This window comes from Pseudoalteromonas luteoviolacea NCIMB 1944 (assembly GCF_001625565.1).
GTDB lineage: Bacteria > Pseudomonadota > Gammaproteobacteria > Enterobacterales > Alteromonadaceae > Pseudoalteromonas > Pseudoalteromonas luteoviolacea_F.
In genome coordinates, this window is sequence record NZ_AUXS01000097.1 from 260726 (window position 1) to 281001 (window position 20276).

The 20276-nt window shown below is 40.9% G+C and carries 18 protein-coding genes; 11 read left to right on the forward strand and 7 right to left on the reverse strand.

The window, feature by feature from the left end; genetic code table 11:
* Positions 1–28: 28 nt before the first annotated feature.
* Entirely contained in the window at positions 29–1813 is a 1785-nt protein-coding gene (locus N483_RS26060) for a hypothetical protein (protein ID WP_023400487.1), read from the reverse strand.
* A 1078-nt stretch (positions 1814–2891) separates the two neighbouring features.
* Here N483_RS26060 and N483_RS26065 point away from each other — a divergent pair.
* The gene (locus N483_RS26065) at positions 2892–3230 is read left to right on the forward strand and encodes a hypothetical protein (protein WP_023400488.1); all 339 of its coding nucleotides are present in this window, start codon (positions 2892–2894) and stop codon (positions 3228–3230) included.
* Positions 3231–3361: 131 nt separating this feature from the next.
* On the opposite strand, the gene N483_RS27650 is transcribed toward N483_RS26065, so the two are convergent.
* The gene (locus N483_RS27650; protein ID WP_023400489.1) at positions 3362–3493 is read right to left on the reverse strand and encodes a hypothetical protein; all 132 of its coding nucleotides are present in this window, start codon (positions 3491–3493) and stop codon (positions 3362–3364) included.
* An 872-nt stretch (positions 3494–4365) separates the two neighbouring features.
* Here N483_RS27650 and N483_RS26070 point away from each other — a divergent pair.
* Entirely contained in the window at positions 4366–4983 is a 618-nt protein-coding gene (locus N483_RS26070; RefSeq protein WP_023400490.1) for a DsbA family protein, read from the forward strand.
* 269 nt (positions 4984–5252) lie between these two features.
* Entirely contained in the window at positions 5253–5600 is a 348-nt protein-coding gene (locus tag N483_RS26075) for a hypothetical protein (protein ID WP_023400491.1), read from the forward strand.
* A 95-nt stretch (positions 5601–5695) separates the two neighbouring features.
* On the opposite strand, the gene N483_RS26080 is transcribed toward N483_RS26075, so the two are convergent.
* The 3 genes from N483_RS26080 to N483_RS26090 form a co-directional block, all read right to left on the reverse strand.
* Positions 5696–6499, reverse strand: coding sequence for a class I SAM-dependent methyltransferase (locus tag N483_RS26080; RefSeq protein ID WP_023400492.1), 804 nt, complete (start codon positions 6497–6499; stop codon positions 5696–5698).
* A gap of 196 nt (positions 6500–6695) precedes the next feature.
* Positions 6696–7874 carry a MerR family transcriptional regulator gene (locus N483_RS26085; protein ID WP_023400493.1) on the reverse strand — a complete coding sequence of 393 codons (1179 nt, stop codon included), beginning with the start codon at positions 7872–7874 and terminating at the stop codon, positions 6696–6698.
* 153 nt (positions 7875–8027) lie between these two features.
* Positions 8028–11399, reverse strand: a complete 3372-nt coding sequence (locus N483_RS26090) for a methyl-accepting chemotaxis protein (protein ID WP_023400494.1) — start codon at positions 11397–11399, stop codon at positions 8028–8030.
* A gap of 384 nt (positions 11400–11783) precedes the next feature.
* On the opposite strand from N483_RS26090, the gene N483_RS26095 reads away from it, so the two are divergent.
* From N483_RS26095 to N483_RS26110, 4 genes are read left to right on the forward strand one after another with little or no spacing between them, the layout of a single operon-like run.
* Positions 11784–12236 carry a GNAT family N-acetyltransferase gene (locus N483_RS26095; RefSeq protein WP_023400495.1) on the forward strand — a complete coding sequence of 151 codons (453 nt, stop codon included), beginning with the start codon at positions 11784–11786 and terminating at the stop codon, positions 12234–12236.
* An 11-nt stretch (positions 12237–12247) separates the two neighbouring features.
* Complete coding sequence (locus tag N483_RS26100) at positions 12248–12841, forward strand: Crp/Fnr family transcriptional regulator (RefSeq protein WP_023400496.1); 594 nt, start codon at positions 12248–12250, stop codon at positions 12839–12841.
* Between the two features lie 60 nt (positions 12842–12901).
* A complete protein-coding gene (locus N483_RS26105) occupies positions 12902–13348 on the forward strand; it encodes a methyltransferase family protein (RefSeq protein ID WP_023400497.1) in 447 nt (148 codons plus the stop codon).
* 60 nt (positions 13349–13408) lie between these two features.
* The gene (locus N483_RS26110; protein ID WP_052027403.1) at positions 13409–13933 is read left to right on the forward strand and encodes a GNAT family N-acetyltransferase; all 525 of its coding nucleotides are present in this window, start codon (positions 13409–13411) and stop codon (positions 13931–13933) included.
* A gap of 141 nt (positions 13934–14074) precedes the next feature.
* Here the strand turns inward: N483_RS26110 and N483_RS27185 are convergent, their stop codons facing one another.
* Positions 14075–14242, reverse strand: a complete 168-nt coding sequence (locus tag N483_RS27185) for a hypothetical protein (protein WP_023400499.1) — start codon at positions 14240–14242, stop codon at positions 14075–14077.
* Between the two features lie 388 nt (positions 14243–14630).
* Between N483_RS27185 and N483_RS26115 the strand changes: the two genes are divergently transcribed.
* Positions 14631–15134 carry an RNA methyltransferase gene (locus N483_RS26115; protein ID WP_023400500.1) on the forward strand — a complete coding sequence of 168 codons (504 nt, stop codon included), beginning with the start codon at positions 14631–14633 and terminating at the stop codon, positions 15132–15134.
* 116 nt (positions 15135–15250) lie between these two features.
* Here the strand turns inward: N483_RS26115 and katG are convergent, their stop codons facing one another.
* Positions 15251–17464: a catalase/peroxidase HPI gene (katG, locus tag N483_RS26120; protein WP_023400501.1), complete on the reverse strand. Its 2214-nt coding sequence runs from the start codon at positions 17462–17464 to the stop codon at positions 15251–15253.
* 297 nt (positions 17465–17761) lie between these two features.
* Between katG and N483_RS26125 the strand changes: the two genes are divergently transcribed.
* The 3 genes from N483_RS26125 (at position 17762) to N483_RS26135 (ending at position 20245) form a co-directional block, all read left to right on the forward strand.
* Positions 17762–18682, forward strand: a complete 921-nt coding sequence (locus N483_RS26125) for a hydrogen peroxide-inducible genes activator (RefSeq protein WP_023400502.1) — start codon at positions 17762–17764, stop codon at positions 18680–18682.
* A 212-nt stretch (positions 18683–18894) separates the two neighbouring features.
* A complete protein-coding gene (locus N483_RS26130; protein WP_023400503.1) occupies positions 18895–19611 on the forward strand; it encodes a hypothetical protein in 717 nt (238 codons plus the stop codon).
* A gap of 214 nt (positions 19612–19825) precedes the next feature.
* Positions 19826–20245 carry a DoxX family protein gene (locus N483_RS26135; protein WP_023400504.1) on the forward strand — a complete coding sequence of 140 codons (420 nt, stop codon included), beginning with the start codon at positions 19826–19828 and terminating at the stop codon, positions 20243–20245.
* Positions 20246–20276 lie beyond the last annotated feature (31 nt).

Here is a 20276-nt window from a genome sequence, read left to right on the forward strand (position 1 = left end):
TACATACTTTGGATTTTTCAATAGACGTTTAGAGCTTTTCGTCCGAGTTCGCCTTTGCTTCTTTTTTCTGTGAAGCTAAAAAAGCCTCATACTGGGCTTGCATGCGCGCAATATCAATATCTATTCGCACGTCCCAGCTTTGTCCAAGGTCTGACGTACTGACAACTTGCCCTTGATCGCACAAGAAGAAGAGAGTTGAGCCTTGTGTTAGCTCCGCGAGCTGAGTGGAACAGTTTGCTTTGAGTTCGCCATGTGGTGTCCACTTGGTTTTATCACTCGCGTTTTGAATATCAGCAGTAATAATACGCAGTTTGTTTTTTTTACTTCCTTTAACCGTTTTTACTCTGCCCACCGAGGCGATTTGATTATTGGGAAGCAGCGCAGGGAGGGTTGCGTCCGCTTTGGCATCCCCAAATAACCTTGTTGAGCGTTCTATTGTTTGCCAGCTTTGTCCATAATCAAGGGAAATGACCTGATCTCCAAATCCATCCCACTGGCTTACTTCAACAGCGATAAGCTCACCGGTTTTCAATTGTGAGAATTTTTTGAAGCTTTTATATTTAGTTGCTTGCCAAGAGTTTGTGGCTTCATTAAAAGATAAAAGCTTGTTGTCGTTGATTATCTTTGGTTCACCTTGCGCGTCGAAGAACACAAAAAGTCCGCCATTTTGTACTAGCCAGTTATTGTTCGCCTTCTTTTTAAACTCGCCGATTTTTTGCCAACGGGTATCTGCACCTGCAAAACGATATAGCACATGCTGTTTTTGAGAGCTGGCCAGTGCATAGCCAAATCCGTTGGCTGAACCTAACCATACAAAGGCTTCTTTTGCTGAGATTGGCTGACTAGATTGCCATTGACCGTTTTGAGCTTTACTAAATAGTAAACCTCGCTCACTTCCAACCAGCAGATTACCTTGGAAATGTAGGCTTGACGTGAGTTGAGAAGATGTAGGAAGCGACTCTGTGGTCAAGTCTCCTTGTCCATTGATTAAATGTAACAAACCAAATCGTGCTGCCAGAGCGTTTAACTCACTGCCTTGCAGAGCAATTGCCCGTTCACCGTACGCATTTGATTTGGAGAGTGAACCAAGTTTCGCTCTGAGCTCGGTAAATGGATCTTCTTTCCAGGAGTTAATCGAAGAAAAGTCCATTGAACTGGCCAAATTTTGATAGTGATGTTTTACAAATGGCGCTAAGTCTGTATCGCCACTGAGGCGAGTGACGTAAGCTCGTTGTTCTGTACGATTGCTCCAAAACGAAGGTTCTTTGGTATTTAACAAAGGCTGAAAGACGATTGTGCCCAAGTTAGTCAGCTGTGTTGCCTTCACTTCAAATACGCCAGCGGATTGAAACACAGGCATGGTGATCCAAGAAGACATATTTCCGTCATTATAGTAACTATACAGTGACCCAATGAGATACTCACCTTCGGGCATTGCACCGACAAATAATTGGCTTGATACTGTGCCTTTTGAATTTGGTCTTAAACTGAAGTACTCATGCTCCCAATCAACGGCTTCAGGATCAAATGTTTTGCCCTTTTTAAGTGCTTTCTCTTTGGCTTTAGCGATGGCTGCTTGTTTTCTTTGTTCTTCGTTATCGATTCGGATAATAATGACTTCGCCCCAATTGGGGTGCAAATTTCCGAGTCTGTCGGTGTTATTGATTAGCTCAAGCGCTACAACGCCCTGGCCTAATTTCAAGGGGTGTTGATCGTTTAGTTGGGTATTCTGTATAGGGTTGCTTGATTGGCAGGCGGCTACTAATACGGTCATTGCCAAGACCAAGCAAATTCGAATTATGTTTCCATGCATTTAGTTTGCTCCATTAATGTTTTCGCTATTGTAACTAATTAATTACATTTTAAAAGTTCAGCCTTCGTATTTTTCAATAAAGCTAAAAAGCTGCCAAACAATGGCTATGAAAAACGAAAGGTATTCGACAGCTTCCGATATAATAAAATCCTTACAGTTAGTGGCAATATTAAACTTTGGTTCAATAGGCGAGAATTCGGTGCACGACCTATTTACACTATGGGGTCATGAATAGGTAATGAGTTTAATTTGTCTGTCGTGGGAAGCTAACTTGCAAAGGGGGTTGAGTCCTGATGTTGAGAGATAGGCAACCTAATGGAAAAGTTAAAAGCTGTCATAGCTAATCGAATTCAGTCTGCCAAAGAGTTAACTTTAAAAGCTATTAGTTTTAACGCGCCTACTTAGACTCGCCTAATGTATATGTGGCAAAGCAGAAAGTAAAATAAATATATAAGGCTAATGTGTTTATGTATTAGTTGGTACAATTTAAATGTATTTGAAAGCTATGTTTTACACTGATGATTTTACATTCGAGAGTAAATGAAAATACGTTATTGGTAGCGTAATTTATTATCGGTATAGTATAAAGGTATGAATGTTGTATTCTGTGAAGCTTCAATGTCCACTTCCGAGACTCATGCCAAAATGGGATAGCAAAAAACGGTTATTCCGATATAGAGTGACTTTTACTCTTTACAAATTGAGTTGGGGGGTCGAGTTGAACAAGCGTCTTTTTCGTCATAGTTACTAAGCTTCTGTCTCGTAAAGTACGTATAGAATGCGCTTTTAAATCGAATCAGTTAAATATATAATAATTGCAAATAACTTTATAAAACAGCGAAAACCTAAAGGCATTGCCTTTGTGAGTTAATTATTTACCAGTTTTTTATATTTAGGAATAACTATACCTTTCTCTTAACTGACAAGCTTCCTCACATACATAATGCTCTCTAAAATAGTTTTTCGACTGTAACTTAACAATCAGGAGTAGAACAGTAAACTTGGCTCTGTACTACTGTTAAAAAAATAGCCAAGTAATAAAACCTCCTTTTCGAGGAGGAGTTAATGAGAAGTAATCATGTTCAAAAGAAGTATGACGGCCGCCGCTATCTTAGGTTTTAGTTTATTTTCAAGCAATGCTTTAGCAGGGTATAAGTTTGAGAGAAATATTAAGGAAATTCAGATCTACTCGGATAGAATACGAATTAATATTGATAGACCTACATATGGTTCGTGTAAAGAGAATGATACATGGTGGGGTTGGAGCACGTCAGATCCTGCCTCTGATAAATGGTTATCTCTGGTGCTTTCTGCGGAAGCTCAAAAAAAGCCTATAATTGTTTATGATGTTCAGGGGTCATGCGCTGGATTTTCAGATGCGATTGGCTTAGAAGCCATTTTTATGAAATCGGTGTAAGTTGCCTGTATTGGCACAGCACAATATTAAACGTTTGCAACGTTGTTCATTAAAAGCCATGTCTGACATGGCTTTGTTTGTTTAAGTGCTTATTTTTTTATTAAAACAATTTAACTTTAAAGTGTTAATTATCAATCGAGAGCGTGGCAAGAATATTCGCCCGAGTGTTGACCTGCGCCACCAGCGACTTTGTCGGTTTTTGATTTTTGAATCTCTTTATTATTTAGAGATAGTTTTTTTATAATTGTTTTATTTAATTTCATTTCAATATTCCTTATTTTAACCCAATTTGCTTGGGTGGTTAAAACGTATCAGAGCTAATTTTTAAAATCAAGTGTGGTTTTGTTTTTATATTTTCTTTCTCAGTTTTTGTAAGTGGAATTCAATTGTTGGAAATGGAGCTTTATATTTGAGATGCTGTGGCATTTTAGTGTCTCTATGAGCTTGTGTGTATTAGTTCATATAAGGGGGAGTATGCTTGGAGCACTATCTACTAAATATAAACGTTCAAACAAATGTTAAAACCCTCATCTTTGTTAAAAATGCAGTTAAAGCCATTAGGTGGTTGAAATTAAATGAATTTTCTTGCTTTTGAATTGCAGGGTTTGGGTGGTGGTCACAACTTTTTCCTAGTTTTTTATTGATAAGTTTCGGCGTGAAATTACTCGTCGGATTAGAATTGAAAAGCGTGTTTTATTTAAATTGTGATTAAATGATAAATATATTTATTTTTTAGCTTTGGTTTTTGACTTAAAATGGAAGGCTATAAAATTATAAATAATTCGTAAGTGAGCTGGCTTGCATTCTGCTACTAATTAATAGTAAAGAACAGGGTAGATAAATTAATTTCTACACTCTTAAATGGTTATCCTTAGTAACATAACTCTGTGTCTGCGGGCGAGGAAGCAAGCAACATGAAAAAATTCGGCGGGCTTTTAAAGGAGATATTTTTCATCGACCAGCGGCAAATTAAACCATATTAATATCTTGCCAATTATCAAGCAGGTTACAAGGCTATTCAAGCTTTGAATTTTGTGTATCATTCAAACAATATCAATCTTTGCATGTGTTGTGTTAGATTGAGTAACTACAACATTTCCAATTAAAAATTGGGTTGAGTTTTAAGGGGTTAAAAATGCGATTTTTATATATTCTGGACCCAATGTGCGCTTGGTGTTATGGGTTTCAGCCTGAGCTGGAACGGTTTTTGGCCCAACATCCTTCATTAGATATAGATTGGATTATGGGGGGGTTAGCGCCTGATAATAAGCAGCCCATGGAGCCAAGTTTAATGCGTACCATCGCTACATACTGGCATCAAATAGAGCAGCGCACCCAAGTGACATTCAATCATGACTATTGGGAACTAAACACGCCTTATCGATCGACTTACCATGCGTGTCGTGCAGTCATCGCAGCACAGAGTTTAAAAGATAAATGTGCCCAGCCTATGGTTAAGGCGATCCAGTCTGCTTATTACCAGCAAGCGCAGAACCCTTCTCTAGAAGGCACGCTTGTGGCATGTGCAAATTCACTGGGACTTGATAAGTCTCAATTTTTAGCAGTATTGAATTCAAATGAAACCGAATCCCAGTTGCAGCAGCACTTAGATATTACGCGTCAATTACAAGTAAGTGGCTTTCCTGCTTTATTTTTTATCTCTGATGCGAATCAACTATTTCCATTAGCATTGGGCTTTTGCCAAGCTGAAGATTTAGATGAACGTTTCAACAAGGTGATTGCAGGGATCTAATCGTAAAAATCGTGCTAAAACGTAAAGGGTTATTTGGCTTATCTAATTTGAAAAATTGCGCCCGTTAAGTGTTAAAACCTAACTTTTTAAACTTTTTCATTTAAAGAGTTAATGCATATTTTATTTTAATATCAGATAACTATCTGATAAGAATAATTAAGTTTTATTTTTTCTATTTTTATAAGTGCTGTAATAATGCTTTCACTTCAAAAACTTAAATTAGGCTGTCGCTGGAAAGGCGATAAAACTGACAACTTAAGGAAAAAGAAATGAAAAGCTATATTAAAGCTCTATCTGTCGCGGCAGTGCTTTTTGCAACTCAATCTCAAGCAGCTGTTGTGTTCAATTGTTCAGGCTATGTAAAAAATGTTTTCTCAAAAGGAAATAATACTTATGAGGTTCGATATTCTCGCTATTCAGATGGCGGTTTCGAATTAGAGCCGGTTATTATTTATCCAGAGCAAACATATTTACTTGGCCCTGTTTTAGAAGCTGTACGCCAATCTCAAGAAAACCAAGTTAAGTACACGCTAGTTGTAGAAAATCGCGACAGCGGTAGCCGCAAATGCCATGATGGCGAAAGTGAAAACGCGCTACTAGCTATCACTAAGTACTAATATCGAATATTTAAAAGGTGCATGACGCACCTTTTTGTTTTTTAGCGCATTAAACCTATTGCTGTGGCCCCGCAATCACTAATTCTAGCGTGCTTTTATCTTGATAAAGGCCTAGGCATTTTTACGGCTTTAACATATAGCCATTGCATAGTGTGCAGGTAATCATCGGGCAGGGCTTTCATCGCGAGATTAAGAGTCTTTAGTGCATCGGTGAGAGCTAGGTGAGGAAGGCTTTTGTTCGCAATTGCTGGGATTTTATAAAACTCTATCCAGTCAGTTTTAGTGACGAGAACCTGCTTGGTAAGTACTTCTGGGACGCTAAAACCATGACTTTTGATAATATCAATAAGCTTGTTTTGGCAGTACTTTTTTGCAGTACCTCGGTGGACTTTATTTGAAAAGCTGTTAAGTGCCAGTTGTTGATCTATCAACTGATACCTTAATTTATCTTGCGTGCCATCTTGCAAATCCCATTCTGAAAAGTTCACAAGCAACCCGCCATTACATTTCAATTGTGCTCGAATGCGTGAAAGCGTGTCTTCAAAATCAAACATCCAAAATGCAGAGTTTGCCAAAAAGCAGCACTGTGAATTTGACTCGAATTGAATATGTTCAGAGTTAACAGCAAGATACTTTGCATTTGGGTGGATGTTGTCGCGTTTTGCGACCTCTATCATACCTGTGGCGGCATCCGTGCAAACTAGTTGTCTATGCGGTTTTCCCCTTAAAAGGGCATCTGCAATTAAATTAGAGGAGCCACAGCCTAAATCTACAAAGTTTTTATAATTATACTTGTCCAATATTTCAGCGCTGAATTTGGCCGTATCTCGATAAAAGCTAATTTTAGGGGCCGATTTGGCATATTGCTCTGCGCTTTTACTCCAAATACACTGACTCATTAAATTCTCCTTTTCTAACATGGTATTAGTTTAATTAAGTGATAAAAGTTGAGTTAATTTGGGATGTTAATTCGGACATAGGAGGTGCTAATTGATTCTAATCACTTAGGGTGATGTAATTTGTATTTTTCTATTTTATAGGCTGGTTTTATTAAGGCGTTCCCCAATGCCATGTCACTTATCAAAGCGACTGCAATCAAGTAGATGTCAATTTTGTCAAAATAAACATGTGATAACCAAATTCATTGGCGTACTGAGTGCATATATTCACTTCTTCCTCTATGTCGCGAAGTGCTGCTGAGTTAGGCATATCTTTTTTTAGTGTGGAGACTCGACTTTGCAAAGGGGAGTAGTAGTTATCCCACGCCCGATTGCTTTGCCCGAAATGTGTTGTGACTTTATACCCTGCTGTTCTAATTTGCGCTAATCGTGTTTCAACATTTTGCATATCAGGGTAAGCTTTTGACCAATATTTAAATGTGTCGCGACTTGGTGTATCAACTTTCCAAACTAAATCACTGAATACCAAAGCGCCATGCTGAGCAATAAATGGCTTCCACTGTTTTAATGCATTCTCAACACCCATAATATAAGCGCTGCCTTCGGACCAAATTAAATCAATACTTTCGGTGTCAAACTTGAGTTCTGTCATGCTAATACACTGGGTTTGCAACCTATGAGCAAAGTCTTGCTGCTTAACGCGCTGTGATAATGTGGTGAGGACGGGTTGCTCATTATCGATAGCAACAACATGTGCTTGCGTATTTTTTACTAATAATTCAGTTGCATATCCTTTTCCACAGCCTATGTCTAAGATAGTACTGGGTTCGGAGGGGATAAAAGATAAAGCTTTGAGTGTATCTTCGTCGCTGCCAGGAGCCCAGCGAGAGAGACCTGAAAAGACAGTCATAAAATCAGCCATATATATGTCATGTTCATTCATATCTTTTGACAACCATTTTAGTCTGAGCGCTTCTTTTTCACTGAAACCTTGGTTTATGAGCCAGCTGAGGTGGGCATCTGGCGCAATAGCGTTCAATTCTTCATGCCAACCTTGTTGGGGAGTATCACCCAATATAGCGAGCAGTAAGTCGTGAGCTTGTTGCTTTTGCTGTATCTCGCTTTTCAATGTAGTTAATCGGTCTCGTAATAATTGGCGGTTAATTTTGGCATCAAGGCAGGCTTTGCACTCTTTGATAGTTAAACCGCCGGCGAGTAGTTTTTGGATCAATCGTACCCGTTGGAGATCTTTGTCAGAATAGACCCGATAGCCATTGCTGAGCCGTTTTGCTGTGAGCAGTTGTTGCTTTTCATAGTAAAGTATTGCAGTGCGAGATAGCCCCACGCACTTAGCGAGTTCTGAAATCTTGTACACGTTTGCTTGCCTGTCTATATTCAACGTCTCCTAGCTTAAAGTATAAAGCGATAGACAGGTCAATTGACAAATAATGTATTTGAATGATGTTTGGTGAAAACTCAAAAATAAAAAAGGGGCTTAATTGCCCCTTATTTTAGTTATGTTTAACGCTTAAGAAGCAAGGGTTTTTAGGCCAGTGCCGCTTTGTTCAATATTAAAAAAGTCCATTGTGCCATTCATACTATTGGCTTGATCTGCCATTGATTGGCCAGCAGCGGTTGCTTGTTCAACCAGCGCCGCATTTTGTTGAGTCATTTCATCCATTTGTGTGATAGCACTGTTGACCTGAACAATACCTTCAGATTGCTGTTTTGATGATTCGGTTAAATCTTGCATCATAGCGCGCACTTTTGAAGTTGCTTCAACAATTTCTAATAGGGTTTCACCCGATTTATTGACCAATGAAGTACCTTCTTCAACTTTGGTTTGGCTGTCTCGGATCAAATCTTTGATCTCTTTTGCTGCTTCAGAAGAACGCTGTGCAAGGTTTCTAACTTCCCCTGCAACCACCGCAAAACCTCGACCCTGTTCACCAGCTCTAGCGGCTTCTACCGCGGCGTTCAGCGCCAATAGATTTGTTTGGAAAGCAATTTCATCTATCACACCAATAATTTCAGAGATCTCTTTACTAGAGTCATTGATTTCCTTCATTGCCGTTACAGCCATATTGACGACTTGACCGCCTTGCTCAGCGCGGCGCTCGGCATCAAGGGAGAGTTCATTGGCGTTTTCTGCCCGTTTACTGCTTTGTTTAACACTGTCGGTCATGGCTTCCATACTGGCCGAGGTTTCTTCAAGGCTTGAGGCCTGCTCTTCGGTACGTTGGCTTAAGTCCATATTGCCTTGGGCAATTTCATTGGCGCTTTGAGAAATACTACCAGCGGAAGAGCGAATACTAGATATAATTTCTGTGAGCTTGTCCGCTGTGGTGTTGGTGTCTTCTTTGAGTTTTCCAAATTTACCTTGATACTGATTAGTGATCCGTTTACTTAAATCGCCATGGGCTAGGGCGCCGAGCATTTGCATGACATCGTCCAAAGCCACCTCAACCGTGCCTAGTAGGTCGTTAAGCCCCTGACTTAAATTGCCAAAGAACCCTGACTTACCTGTTGGGTCTATTTTTTTACTTAAATCCCCTTGAGAGGCTGCCTGCACGATCTCATCTATTTCTTTTTCAATATTCACCTCGGCGGTGCGGTCAACCCACTCTAGAACCGTCCCGATGCGCTTGCCATCTACTGAGATCGGGTTTGCAGTGAGGGCAAAGACTTTATCGCCGATATGTTCAACGCTGCGGTGTGTATCTTGCAGATTTTCAAAAACGAGGCGTTGTTGCTCTGGCTCTAGGTAGAAGTCATGAATAGCAAAACCGATTAGATTGTTCGCCTCAAACATACCCATGTGCTGTTTAATATCTCGTTCAGATTCTGACATCATATTTTGCAGTGCATTGTTGGCGTATATGATATTGAGTTCTGGATCTGCGATCATGACATTGCCAGAAACGCTATCGAGAGCGTATTTGACCCGAGCGTTTTCGGAGGCAACCCGAGATTTTTCGCGCTCAAGGGCTAACCACTGAGTTTTATCTTGCCACTCGATAACGGTGCCTACACGTTCTCCCTCAACTTTTACTGGGCTGGCGACAATGCTGAAGGTACGTCCTGCGATAACAAACTCGCTTTGGTGGCTAGTGGCCAAGTCGTCAAATTCCGCCAATAAATTGGTAAAGTGTGTAAAGTAGTGGTCTATTGGATTGTGTTTGATGGCCTCAGGGTCAAAGCCAATGAGCTCGCTCGAAATGTCTTTTTCAGCAGCTCTAAACATTTGTTCTAGCGCACCATTTAAGTAAATCACTTGATATGTATCGTCAGTTATCATGACTTGCCCTGATGAGCCATCGAGTGCGTATTTTACACGCGCATTTTCTGACGCGATTCGGGCTTTTTCTTTTTCGCTGGCAAGCCATTTAGTTTTGTCTTCCCATTCGTATACAAGGCCTACGATATTACCATCTACGATTACAGGACTTGCTACAATGTCGAATGTTCTGCCTGCGATATTCAATTCAGTGTTGTAGCTATCGCTTAGGTGCTGCACTGCGTCTTCTAATTCCGAGAAGTCTGGCAAAAATTGACTGAGCGGGTGGTTAAGCAGCAGCTTACTATCAAAATGAGCATGAACAGAACAAATATCTGTACTGGCAACATCAAACATGGCGTAAATGGCGTCATTTAAATAGATCACCTGATTGCTTGTATCAGTTATCATTACACAGGCACTGGCATTGTCTAGCGCACTTTTGATGCGCGCATTTGCACTCGCAATTCGTTTTTCTTCACGTTCTTTTTCTCGTATTTGGCGCAGGCTTTCTCGCATCGCCATCATGGATTTGAAAACACCTTTTGGCGTGCGTTCATCATATTGTTCATCTAGGTCACCGCGAGAAATTGCGAGCGCGACTTTTTCCAGCTCATTCGGATCCTTGCCCAGCTGAGCCATGACATTTCGTGTTAGTACAAACACAATGCATCCACTGAGCACCAATGCAATCAAAAAGGTGACGAGGATATTGCCAACAGCTGATTCGTTTTCTTCTTTGAGTCGTGGTCCAAGTCGGTCTTGGTCTGTTTTCACCGAGAGTTTTAGATCATCAACCAGCTTAGCAAACTTAGGACCAAGCACATCTAAGGTATTGGTTACCTTATCGTTGCGATCTACAATGATATCGTGAACACTCAAATACGCCTGTTTGTACTGTGCTTCTAAGACCCTCACTTGGTTGATTATGCCACGATTGGCTGCCGTATTTGTCAGCTGCTCTATCAAATCCATTTGTTGCTCAAAAGCACTAAATTCTTGTTTAACCCGTTGGTCAGCGCTCTCATCGTTGCTCTCGAGGTATTTAATGACGTATAGCCGGCCCAGTAGTAAATTCCGCATGGCGACACCTGTTAAGTAGGCAAGCTGGGTGTTATTACTTTCCGATGCACTAAACATTAACTTGGTCAGCTCTCTTTCCATTTGCGGACCAATTACGTTCAACTTATTGAGTACTAGGTCATTACGTTGGACTCGGTAAGATTTAATCAAATCGAACGTCTCGTTATATACCGCAATTTTGGCGATCAGCTCGCGTACCATCTGAGCGCGTTCAGGTTTGTTGATTTCTCGTGTTGCATCATCAAGTAGGCTCTCTACTTGAGTAAAATATTCGTCGTATTGTTGTATGTCTTTATCGCTGCCGGTGAGCAAAAAATCTTTCACATTCATACGCACCATCAACATGTTAGATTGTAAAATGCCTGCAAGATTGCTGTCCCGAGCAAGCTCTCGGTAATCTTTAAAGCCATCTGATGCCATTTTCAGTGCAAAGTAGGAAATAAAGCCAATCACGGCTAACGTGATCATGACGGCTGAAAAAGCTGCTATGAGCTTCGCGCGCAGTGTAGAAATGAGGTTGAAAGGTATGGAATTAGCCATATTAAAATTCCCTTGTACCGCAGCAGTTGCGTGAAATAAAAAAGTCCTGAACTCAAGTATAGAAGCTAAATCGCAATGCGTTTTATTATTGACAACAGAAGTGCTCAGTTGGCCAATAGATTGCCTTAAGTGGAGTAATAAAATTGTTGGGGATGCTGTTTAGGTGATTGATTAATATCAATTAATTTGTATTTTGATAAGTGCAGAGGTAGTTGAAATTAGATTCGCATCAAGTTGTGACACTGGATTTAGTCATTTCGTATCCAAATAGGGAAATTCAATGAATATGCAGTGTAATAGGCTGTTACCTCGAATCGCTGGTATTTAAATTAAGTGTATGATATCAAATCGTTTAGATGTTTTTGTTTCAGGAGCAAACATATTGTGAGTAGTATAGTGACAATTAGGCTGGCAAAGGACGATGAAATCCATTGGGTAAATGATCAATATCAACGGGTCGGGTTTAAATTATCCAGTATCGACAGTGATGTGATAGCAATCGCGCTTATTGATGGTCAAAAAGTTGGAGTTGGACGAGTTCAACAAATTACTGAGCATGCCGCAGAACTAGGTGGTATGTATGTTAATCCAGACTTTAGAGGTGTCGGGGTGGCTGCAAAGTTGGTGGCATTTTTGGTCGACAATGCGTCACAATACGCAAATGTGTTTTGTTTACCTTTTGCTCATCTTGCTAAGTTTTATGAAAAGTATGGGTTTAAGCCGGTAGAGGCTGATGAACAACACGTGCCTGATATCGTATTGAGTAAACACCATTGGTGCAATGAAATGTATGAGCACGAGATCCTATTGTTTGTCAAAAACAGTAAGAGTTCATAATTGGCGATTGTATGGATGAGCTAGAAAATAGGCTGTTTTTGACGCAGCTATTAATGCAAGTCGTTCAGTTTAATGAGCATGAAATAGAATTGGCACTCGATTTTTTTTCGTTTAATACGTTTGAGCCTGAATCGCACCTTTTTGTTAGCCAAGATATTGTGACAGAAGTGCATTTTGTATTGTCAGGTATTGGCCGTTATTACTACCTGGATCGCGACGGAAAGGAGTTCAATAAGTCTTTGGTGAAGCAAGGCGGGGCATTTACCAGCATTGGTTCGCTTGTAGACAACAGTCCAAGTCCATTTTATGCCCAAGCACTAACCCAATGTAAAATAGCGTCGATACGTTATGACGAACTGGTTACCCTGGCAGAAGAAAATACCAACTGGGGTCGATTTGTAAGAAAGGTTTACGAGCGGCTAGCGCTTAAAAAAGAGCGTCGTGAGGCCAGCTTTTTGTTATTGAATGCGCAGCAAAGATACGAGCAATTTCTCATGGAGTTTGGCAGCGAAAGCGAAAATATAGCGCTCAATCAAGTTGCAATGTATCTTGGTATCACAGATGTGAGTTTGTCTCGGATTAGAAAAAAGATGGGCTTAACTTAGGTTAAGGCAATATGTAGGGCAAAAAATTATTGTTATGTTTTTATCGACAGGAAACATGACATGCAAAAACTACTGCCACCGTATTTATATTTGATCACCCTAGCGGCGATGGGAATCACCTGCTGGTTATTTTCTAACGCACATTTAGTAACTTATCCATACAATTTAATTGGCTTGCCCATTGCTATATTAGGAATTGTATTGTCTGGCGTCGCGAAAAGAACCTTCTCTCAATTGAATGTGAACGTACTGACTTTTAACGAGCCAAGTCAGCTTGTCACACACGGTGCATTTCATTACTCTAGAAACCCTATGTATTTAGGGTTTGCTGTATCCTTGCTGGGATTTAATATTTTGATGGGCGTTAGCTTAATCGCGCTGCTCCCATTACTAATGTTTATTGTGATTACTGATCGTTGGTACATCCGCTTTGAAGAGCTTGCCATGCATAAGAAGTTTGGTAAAAAGTATGCATTATACTGCGCACAAGTGCGGCGTTGGCTGTAAGAATATAATCAAAATTTTGAGGGGGAGGGTGGTTGCTGTGAAGTGACAGCTCAAAGGAAAATGAAGCACGTAGTAACATTGAGAAAATTAAAAAAGACAGATCAAGCATACTTGGTACGCCACCTTAATGACGCAAAAGTGACGCAATATTTATCAGCTAGGATCCCGCAACCTTATACGCAACAAGACGCTAGCTGGTGGTTGGAAATAGGATGCGAGCAAAATGCAATAAATAGGGCAATAGAAATCGATGGTCAGTTTTGCGGCGTAATCGGGGCGTATCTGCCAGAAAGTAATTTATTGTCTACTGCCGCAGAGATTGGATATTGGGTTGGTCATGAATTTTGGGGGATGGGGGTAGCGACACAGGCGGTAATGCTCTTTACAACCTTAATATTTAACGACTCAGATGTCGTTGAGTTAATTAACCCTGTTTCTTCCCCTAATAAAGCATCCATCCGGGTTATGGAAAAAGCGGGGTTTAAATTAAAGCTGGTGAGCGAGAAAACGGCCAAACATCAACAGCGCCTGTTTGATGAACATGTATATGTGCTCAATCGGCCTGCTGCTCTCGGTGCAGTCTAAGGCAAGGACACTCTATGTCAGCGCGGTTAAACAGGACTGCTGCCTTCTTATTTTATCTCTTTTTTCAGTGATTAAAATGGATTAAACAAAGCGACCTTGAGCTCAAAAGGTCGCTTGTTTATTACTCAGTCGTTCATCGCATTATTGAGGAATGCAAGCTTGCGGATGAGTACATGCCCAAATAGAGCGACATGCTGCACGCGTTTCTACTTGAGGCTTTCCGCCAGCAACATTAGGTGTAAGGTCTTTGTCCAAAGGACGGTTGTTAGAAAGGTTTTTTAATGCGTTTTTTTTCATTGTTAATTTCATTTGTATCTCCTTGATTTGTACTTAATTGTACATTTACAAAGCTAACGAATACTTAAGCTTGATTCAACGCAAATACATGAACTGTTACATTCATTGAATATTTGGAGGGGGAATAATCTATTTGTGGCCATCAATAAAAATATGTGTATTTGCTGATTTTTTTATGGGCGTTTTTAATGAATTGTTTTATATACTTTCTTTTTCTTGAATAGTGTTTTTTGTTGATTAGTGACAATTGATGTGAAGGTATTTTCGCAATTGTTACAGTTTGTTTCGATACAGGCATAATGGAAATATTTCATCCGACTGACACGATATGACGCACGTGATACAATCGCCCGTCAAAATTATTGGTTGTATTTTTGCCGTTTGTAGAGAGTTAAATAGTATGAGTGAGTCGTTTGCAGCGATTGGATTAGTAAACCCTAAATCGCCTACTAATGTTGGAGGGGTGCTGCGTGCAGCAGGGTGCTATGATGCAAATGCTGTATATTTTAATGGTAACCGTTACGCAAAAGCTGCTAAATATCATACGGATACAAAAAATATTGCCGACAATATTCCAATCCAACAAGTAGACGATCTTACCAGCTTAAAAATAGCAGGCAGAGCACTTGTGTGTGTCGAGTTGGTTGAGGGCGCGACGCCATTACCTCAATTCAGCCATCCTGAAAATGCGCTTTATGTTTTTGGCCCAGAGGATGGTAGCTTGCCACAAGATATTGTTGATGCGGCAGATGCTGTGGTTTATGTACCAACAACGGGGTGTATGAATTTGGCTGCAACTGTCAATGTCTTGTTGTATGACCGTATGGCAAAGCGCTCGACAAACTTTGATAAAGGCCAGATATTAGCAAGCCGAGATACCAATAACCGCCTAACGGTAGGATAATTCCGAGTGTGAAGGGTGCTTATTGAACAGATAAAATGAGTGTCGAATGTATGTTTGCTGCAATGAAAGTTAATTGGCAACGGTAAAAGCCGCGCAACGGCGCGGCTTGTATATATTTATTTGAGATCAAACCTGTCTAAGCGCATGATTTTAACCCAAGCTTTGACGAAGTCATTGGCAAATTTTTGTTTGGCATCGTCAGATGCATAAACCTCAGCGATGGCTCTTAACTCTGAGTTAGAACCAAAAATTAAATCGACTGAGCTTGCCTGCCATTGTAGCTTACCTGTTTTTCTATCAAAACCCAGATAAATCCCCGGTTGTGATTCAGACTTTTGCCACTTAGTGCGCATATCTAACAAGTTTACAAAAAATGCATTGTTTAAGCTGCCCGGGGTAGCGGTAAGCACACCTGTTTTAGAGTTGTCGGTATTTGTTTCAAGTACACGCATGCCACCTAAAAGCACAGTCATCTCAGGTACTGACAAACCCAGCATGTTGGCTTTATCGACGAGCATTTTGGTTGGCGACATAGATGCGTCATTGTGGTAATAGTTCCTAAATGCATCGGCTTTTGGCTCTAAATAATTGAACGATTCTATGTCCGTTTGGTTCTGTGTTGCATCAGTTCTGCCCGGAATAAATGGCACAGATACAGACAACCCTGCTTTGCTAAGTGCATTTTCAAGACCGGTTACGCCAGCAAGGACAATTACATCAGCGAGGGAGACTTGACGACTTGCACGTTTGTTAAATTGAGTTTTGACTAGTTTTAACTTTGCGAGCACCTTTTTCAGCTGTAGAGGGTTATTGACGGCCCAGTTGTTTTGCGGTGCAAGCTGGATCCGGGCACCATTAGCACCGCCTCGCATATCCGTAATGCGGTGGCTAGACGCTGCTGCCCAGGCGGTTTCTATCAGATCAGCGTTAGGTAAACCGGTTCGTCTGATGGCGGTTTTCAAGGTATCAATATCTTTTGTCGTGATAGTTTCCCCTTGATGACGAGGGATTGGATCTTGCCACGTAAGTGCAACTTGAGGAATTTCACTACCCAAATAGCGTGCTCTTGGGCCCATATCTCGATGTGTGAGTTTAAACCAGGCTTTTGCAAACGCCAGTTCATATTCCTTAGGGTCGGCGCGGAATCTTTCGATAATTTTACGAAATGCAGGATCTTCTTTTAGGGCGAGATCTGTGGTGAACATTATAGGTGCACTGCGTTTATTTTTAATATGCGCATCAGGTACTAGGTTGGCAGCTGCCGGATTGTCAGGGATCCACTGAATTGCACCTGCAGGGCTGGTTGTTTGCACCCAGTTGAAGTTCATGAGATTGTCCAAATAATTGGTTGACCACTGTGTAGGAGTGACTGTCCACGCGCCTTCAAAGCCACTGGTACTGGTATCAGCACCTTTACCGGTTCCACATTTATTTTTCCAGCCGAAACCTTGCTGCTCTGTTGGAGCGGCGGCTGGTTCTTTACCAATACAATTATTCGGCTTTTTGGCGCCATGGGCCTTGCCAAAGGTGTGGCCTCCGGCAATCAATGCGACAATCTCTTCATCATTCATCGCCATTCGGCCAAACGATAGGCGAATATCAGCAGCGGCTAATAGGGGGTCGGGTTTGCCATGTGGGCCTTGTGGATTCACGTAAATCAACCCCATCTCGACCGCAGCCAGAGGGCCTTTCAATTTGCCTTTTTTATCGCGGCGCTCGTCCGCTAGAAATGCGGTTTCTGGACCCCAGTAGACTAGATCAGGCTCCCAGTCATCGCTTCTTCCTCCAGCAAACCCAATGGTTTTAAAACCCATAGATTCGAGCGCAACATTGCCAGCGAGAACCATTAAATCAGCCCAAGAAAGCTGTTTTCCATACTTTTGTTTTACAGGCCACAATAAGCGCCTTGCTTTGTCTAAGTTAGCATTATCAGGCCAGCTATTAAGTGGGTTAAAACGTTGCTGTCCGCCAGCAGCTCCGCCCCGGCCATCATGCACGCGGTACACACCAGCGCTGTGCCACGCCATGCGGATCATTAGAGGGCCATAATGCCCCCAATCAGCTGGCCACCAATCTTGCGAATCAGTTAGGGTTGTTTTGATATCAGCTTTGACCTGTGTAAGGTCGAGCTTGATAAACTCCTTCCTGTAATCAAAATTTTCACCATACGGGTTGGATTTGACGCCATGTTGTCTAAGTGGGCTGAGATCTAATTGCTCAGGCCACCAAAATTGATTTGTTTTTATTTGAGTTGCAACTGAGGAGGCAGTGGCGGCGTTTGTTATTACCATCGCGACACCTGTTGCAAGTGTGATCAGTTGAGTACGCATAAATTAAGCTCCAAAAGGGTTATTTGACCCGCTAAGTGCGGTCTGAGTGGTGACCTTTTAGAGCCTATGTGGACAGCTAGCAATTGAAAAATTGAATAACTTAAAGATAGTTATCAGTTTTTTAGAATGTTTAAAAAGCATTCAAAAGAAGAATTTTATCTTATTGAATTTTATTACTTTATTTTTTTACATCGCTGTGATTTTTTAGCTTTGCTTGAAAAGCGCTCATTCCAGCAGGTGCATATATGAATTTATTGATTAAACTAGTCAAAATAATCAATAAAAAAGAACGTAATAATGGTTTCTATAAAACAAATTGTCTATGCACTGGCCGTTGAAAAAACACTGCATTTTAAAAAAGCTGCAGATGCATGTCACGTTTCACAGTCTACGCTCAGTACTGCAATCCACGAACTGGAAAAACAATTGGGCACTGTGATTTTTGAGCGCAATAATAAACATGTTTTTGTGACACAGCAGGGTCAGCAACTCTTAGATAAAGCGCGTAAAATAAAGCTCGAAGTAGACGAGTTCATGCTGTTATCACAGTTGAATAACTCGCCTTTGTCTCGGCCTATGAAGATTGGTGTGATCCCGACAATTGGGCCTTTTTTACTACCAAAAGTACTACCTGAAGTTAGGCGGCAATACCCTGAATTTAAATTGAAAATTGTTGAAGAACAGTCCCACGTATTGACTGATATGTTACGTCAAGGTGAATTGGATGCGGCTATTCTCGCTCTGCCATACCAGATTGATGGACTAATGGCTTTTAACTTTTGGCAAGAAGACTTTTATTGGGTGAGTCACAAAGATGAAAGTGGTGCAGGGTTGCAAGAGATCACCAGTGAGCAATTCGATATCGCAAAATTGATGTTACTCAAAGATGGGCACTGTTTGAAAGATCATGCATTGAGTGCATGCAACTTACCACACGATCAGAAAGATACCTCTTTTGATAGTACGAGCTTGCATACGCTCATTCAGATGGTTGCTGGCAAGATTGGCACCACTTTGGTACCCCAAATGGCGTTAGACCAGCTGGTCAAAGGAGAGTCAGAGCTTGTGGCACTGCACCTCAATGAACCTGGACCACATCGCACGATTGCAATGGTAGTGAGGCCTAACTATGTTCGCACAAACGATATTACGATACTTCAGAGATTGTTTGAAAAGGAGCTTAACAAGCATTGTGTCATGAGCTACTGCGGTATATAAACTTCGCCAGCTTGGGGCTGCGTTTTGGTCGTTGACCGGGATTTTACGAATTTCCCATGAGCCGATTCTTGTTGTCTACTAACTGGTTGTTACGCATTTAGCTTATTAGTAACGCCCGGCAACATCAAAGCATGGAAAAGTAACACTCAATAACAACTCGCTTGGATTGTTGCCAATATACTCTAACCCAAAGCCTATTGGAGGAGAGTATAGTGAAGTTAATCAACAGTTTAGTACTATCAATTGCAGTATCGGTTTTAGCCGGGTGTAGTAGTGATGATACCTACACCGCCGATGTAAGTGCGATCAATTTGGTCAATAGTGAAATAGATGTTTATTGGCAGTTTGACAAAGAGCAAGATGAAATGTCTCTATCTGATGGCAACGGGATGTTGTTTGGCGATAAGTCGGCTGAAAAGCTTTTAGTCCAAGATAATACGGATGGTGATGTGTTTTCATTTTATGCCGTCAAAGGGAACTCAAAAGAAACTGCGATTAAATCTACACGGTTCCGTTTTTCAGAACATGGTGATTATGTTATATACAGCTATGGTCGGCTGGACAACGACTCTACACAGGCTGCGCAGTTCGATGCTGTTAAAATCGATAATGGAGAAATAGCGACGAGTAAATATCGCGTCATTGTTGTTCATACTTATGTCGCTGATATGGGCAAGGTTGATGTGTATATGGGAGACCAAAAGCTTGTCGAAAATCTAGAATATGGCGAGGCAACTGAGTTTGTGGATTTATCGATTGATTTGAACGAATTGATTGTCGTCAAAGCAGGTCAGGGTGCAAACACTGACGCGCCAATAGCCAAAGTAACATTGTCACCGCAAGCTGGAGATATACATTTAGCTTATATTACAACAACTTCTGATAATGAAGGTAATATTAAATCGTTCAACGTAACCCCTGCAAAATAGCACTGTTGCCTGCGCCTCAATACCCCGTACTTAAAAAGTGATTTCCTAACAAAGCGGCTTGTGCCGCTTTTTTTGTGCACCTTTAAATTAAATTCTTAAAAATAGAATGTTCAGCTCTAATATGGCTAATTTTATTCCTAAAAAAAGATAGTAAACTTGTTTGCAAGTAAGGCAGTTATGCCAGACGAACAAATTTAAGTTTAGGAGCAATACAATGAATTTAGTGAATATCATTTCAAACAACGATGGCTTGTCCAATACCGCCAGCTTATTAGGCCGCATCGGTTTATCAGTCATATTTATCTTAGCTGGCCTTAATAAAATCCAATACTTTGATGGCAATGCACAGTACCTAGCATCGGGTGGATTACCTGAGTTTTTACTTCCACTGGTGATTGCGTTTGAGTTGATTGGTGGTTTATTTATTCTTTTTGGAGCGTTTACACAGCTGACGGCTTTGGCATTTGCTGGGTTTTGTGTAGTGAGCGCACTGGTATTTCACAATAACCTTGCTGATCAAATGCAGTTTTTTATGTTTTTTAAAAATGTCGCAATGGCTGGTGGCTTTTTAGCCTTGGCATCTGCTGGCGCTGGTCGTTTTAGTGTCGACTATAAGTTAGCAAACGCTAAATGATACGAGTAGGGCCAGTTCAGTGGCCCTATAT

Excerpts from the sequence above, each read along its gene's own strand:
- N483_RS26060 (WP_023400487.1), bottom strand. The coding sequence starts at position 1,813 with ATGCATGGAAACATAATTCGAATTTGCTTGGTCTTGGCAATGACCGTA.
- N483_RS26065 (WP_023400488.1), top strand. The coding sequence starts at position 2,892 with ATGTTCAAAAGAAGTATGACGGCCGCCGCTATCTTAGGTTTTAGTTTA.
- N483_RS27650 (WP_023400489.1), bottom strand. The coding sequence starts at position 3,493 with ATGAAATTAAATAAAACAATTATAAAAAAACTATCTCTAAATAATAAA.
- N483_RS26070 (WP_023400490.1), top strand. The coding sequence starts at position 4,366 with ATGCGATTTTTATATATTCTGGACCCAATGTGCGCTTGGTGTTATGGG.
- N483_RS26075 (WP_023400491.1), top strand. The coding sequence starts at position 5,253 with ATGAAAAGCTATATTAAAGCTCTATCTGTCGCGGCAGTGCTTTTTGCA.
- N483_RS26080 (WP_023400492.1), bottom strand. The coding sequence starts at position 6,499 with ATGAGTCAGTGTATTTGGAGTAAAAGCGCAGAGCAATATGCCAAATCG.
- N483_RS26090 (WP_023400494.1), bottom strand. The coding sequence starts at position 11,399 with ATGGCTAATTCCATACCTTTCAACCTCATTTCTACACTGCGCGCGAAG.
- N483_RS26100 (WP_023400496.1), top strand. The coding sequence starts at position 12,248 with ATGGATGAGCTAGAAAATAGGCTGTTTTTGACGCAGCTATTAATGCAA.
- N483_RS26105 (WP_023400497.1), top strand. The coding sequence starts at position 12,902 with ATGCAAAAACTACTGCCACCGTATTTATATTTGATCACCCTAGCGGCG.
- N483_RS26110 (WP_052027403.1), top strand. The coding sequence starts at position 13,409 with ATGAAGCACGTAGTAACATTGAGAAAATTAAAAAAGACAGATCAAGCA.
- N483_RS27185 (WP_023400499.1), bottom strand. The coding sequence starts at position 14,242 with ATGAAATTAACAATGAAAAAAAACGCATTAAAAAACCTTTCTAACAAC.
- N483_RS26115 (WP_023400500.1), top strand. The coding sequence starts at position 14,631 with ATGAGTGAGTCGTTTGCAGCGATTGGATTAGTAAACCCTAAATCGCCT.
- katG (WP_023400501.1), bottom strand. The coding sequence starts at position 17,464 with ATGCGTACTCAACTGATCACACTTGCAACAGGTGTCGCGATGGTAATA.
- N483_RS26125 (WP_023400502.1), top strand. The coding sequence starts at position 17,762 with ATGGTTTCTATAAAACAAATTGTCTATGCACTGGCCGTTGAAAAAACA.
- N483_RS26135 (WP_023400504.1), top strand. The coding sequence starts at position 19,826 with ATGAATTTAGTGAATATCATTTCAAACAACGATGGCTTGTCCAATACC.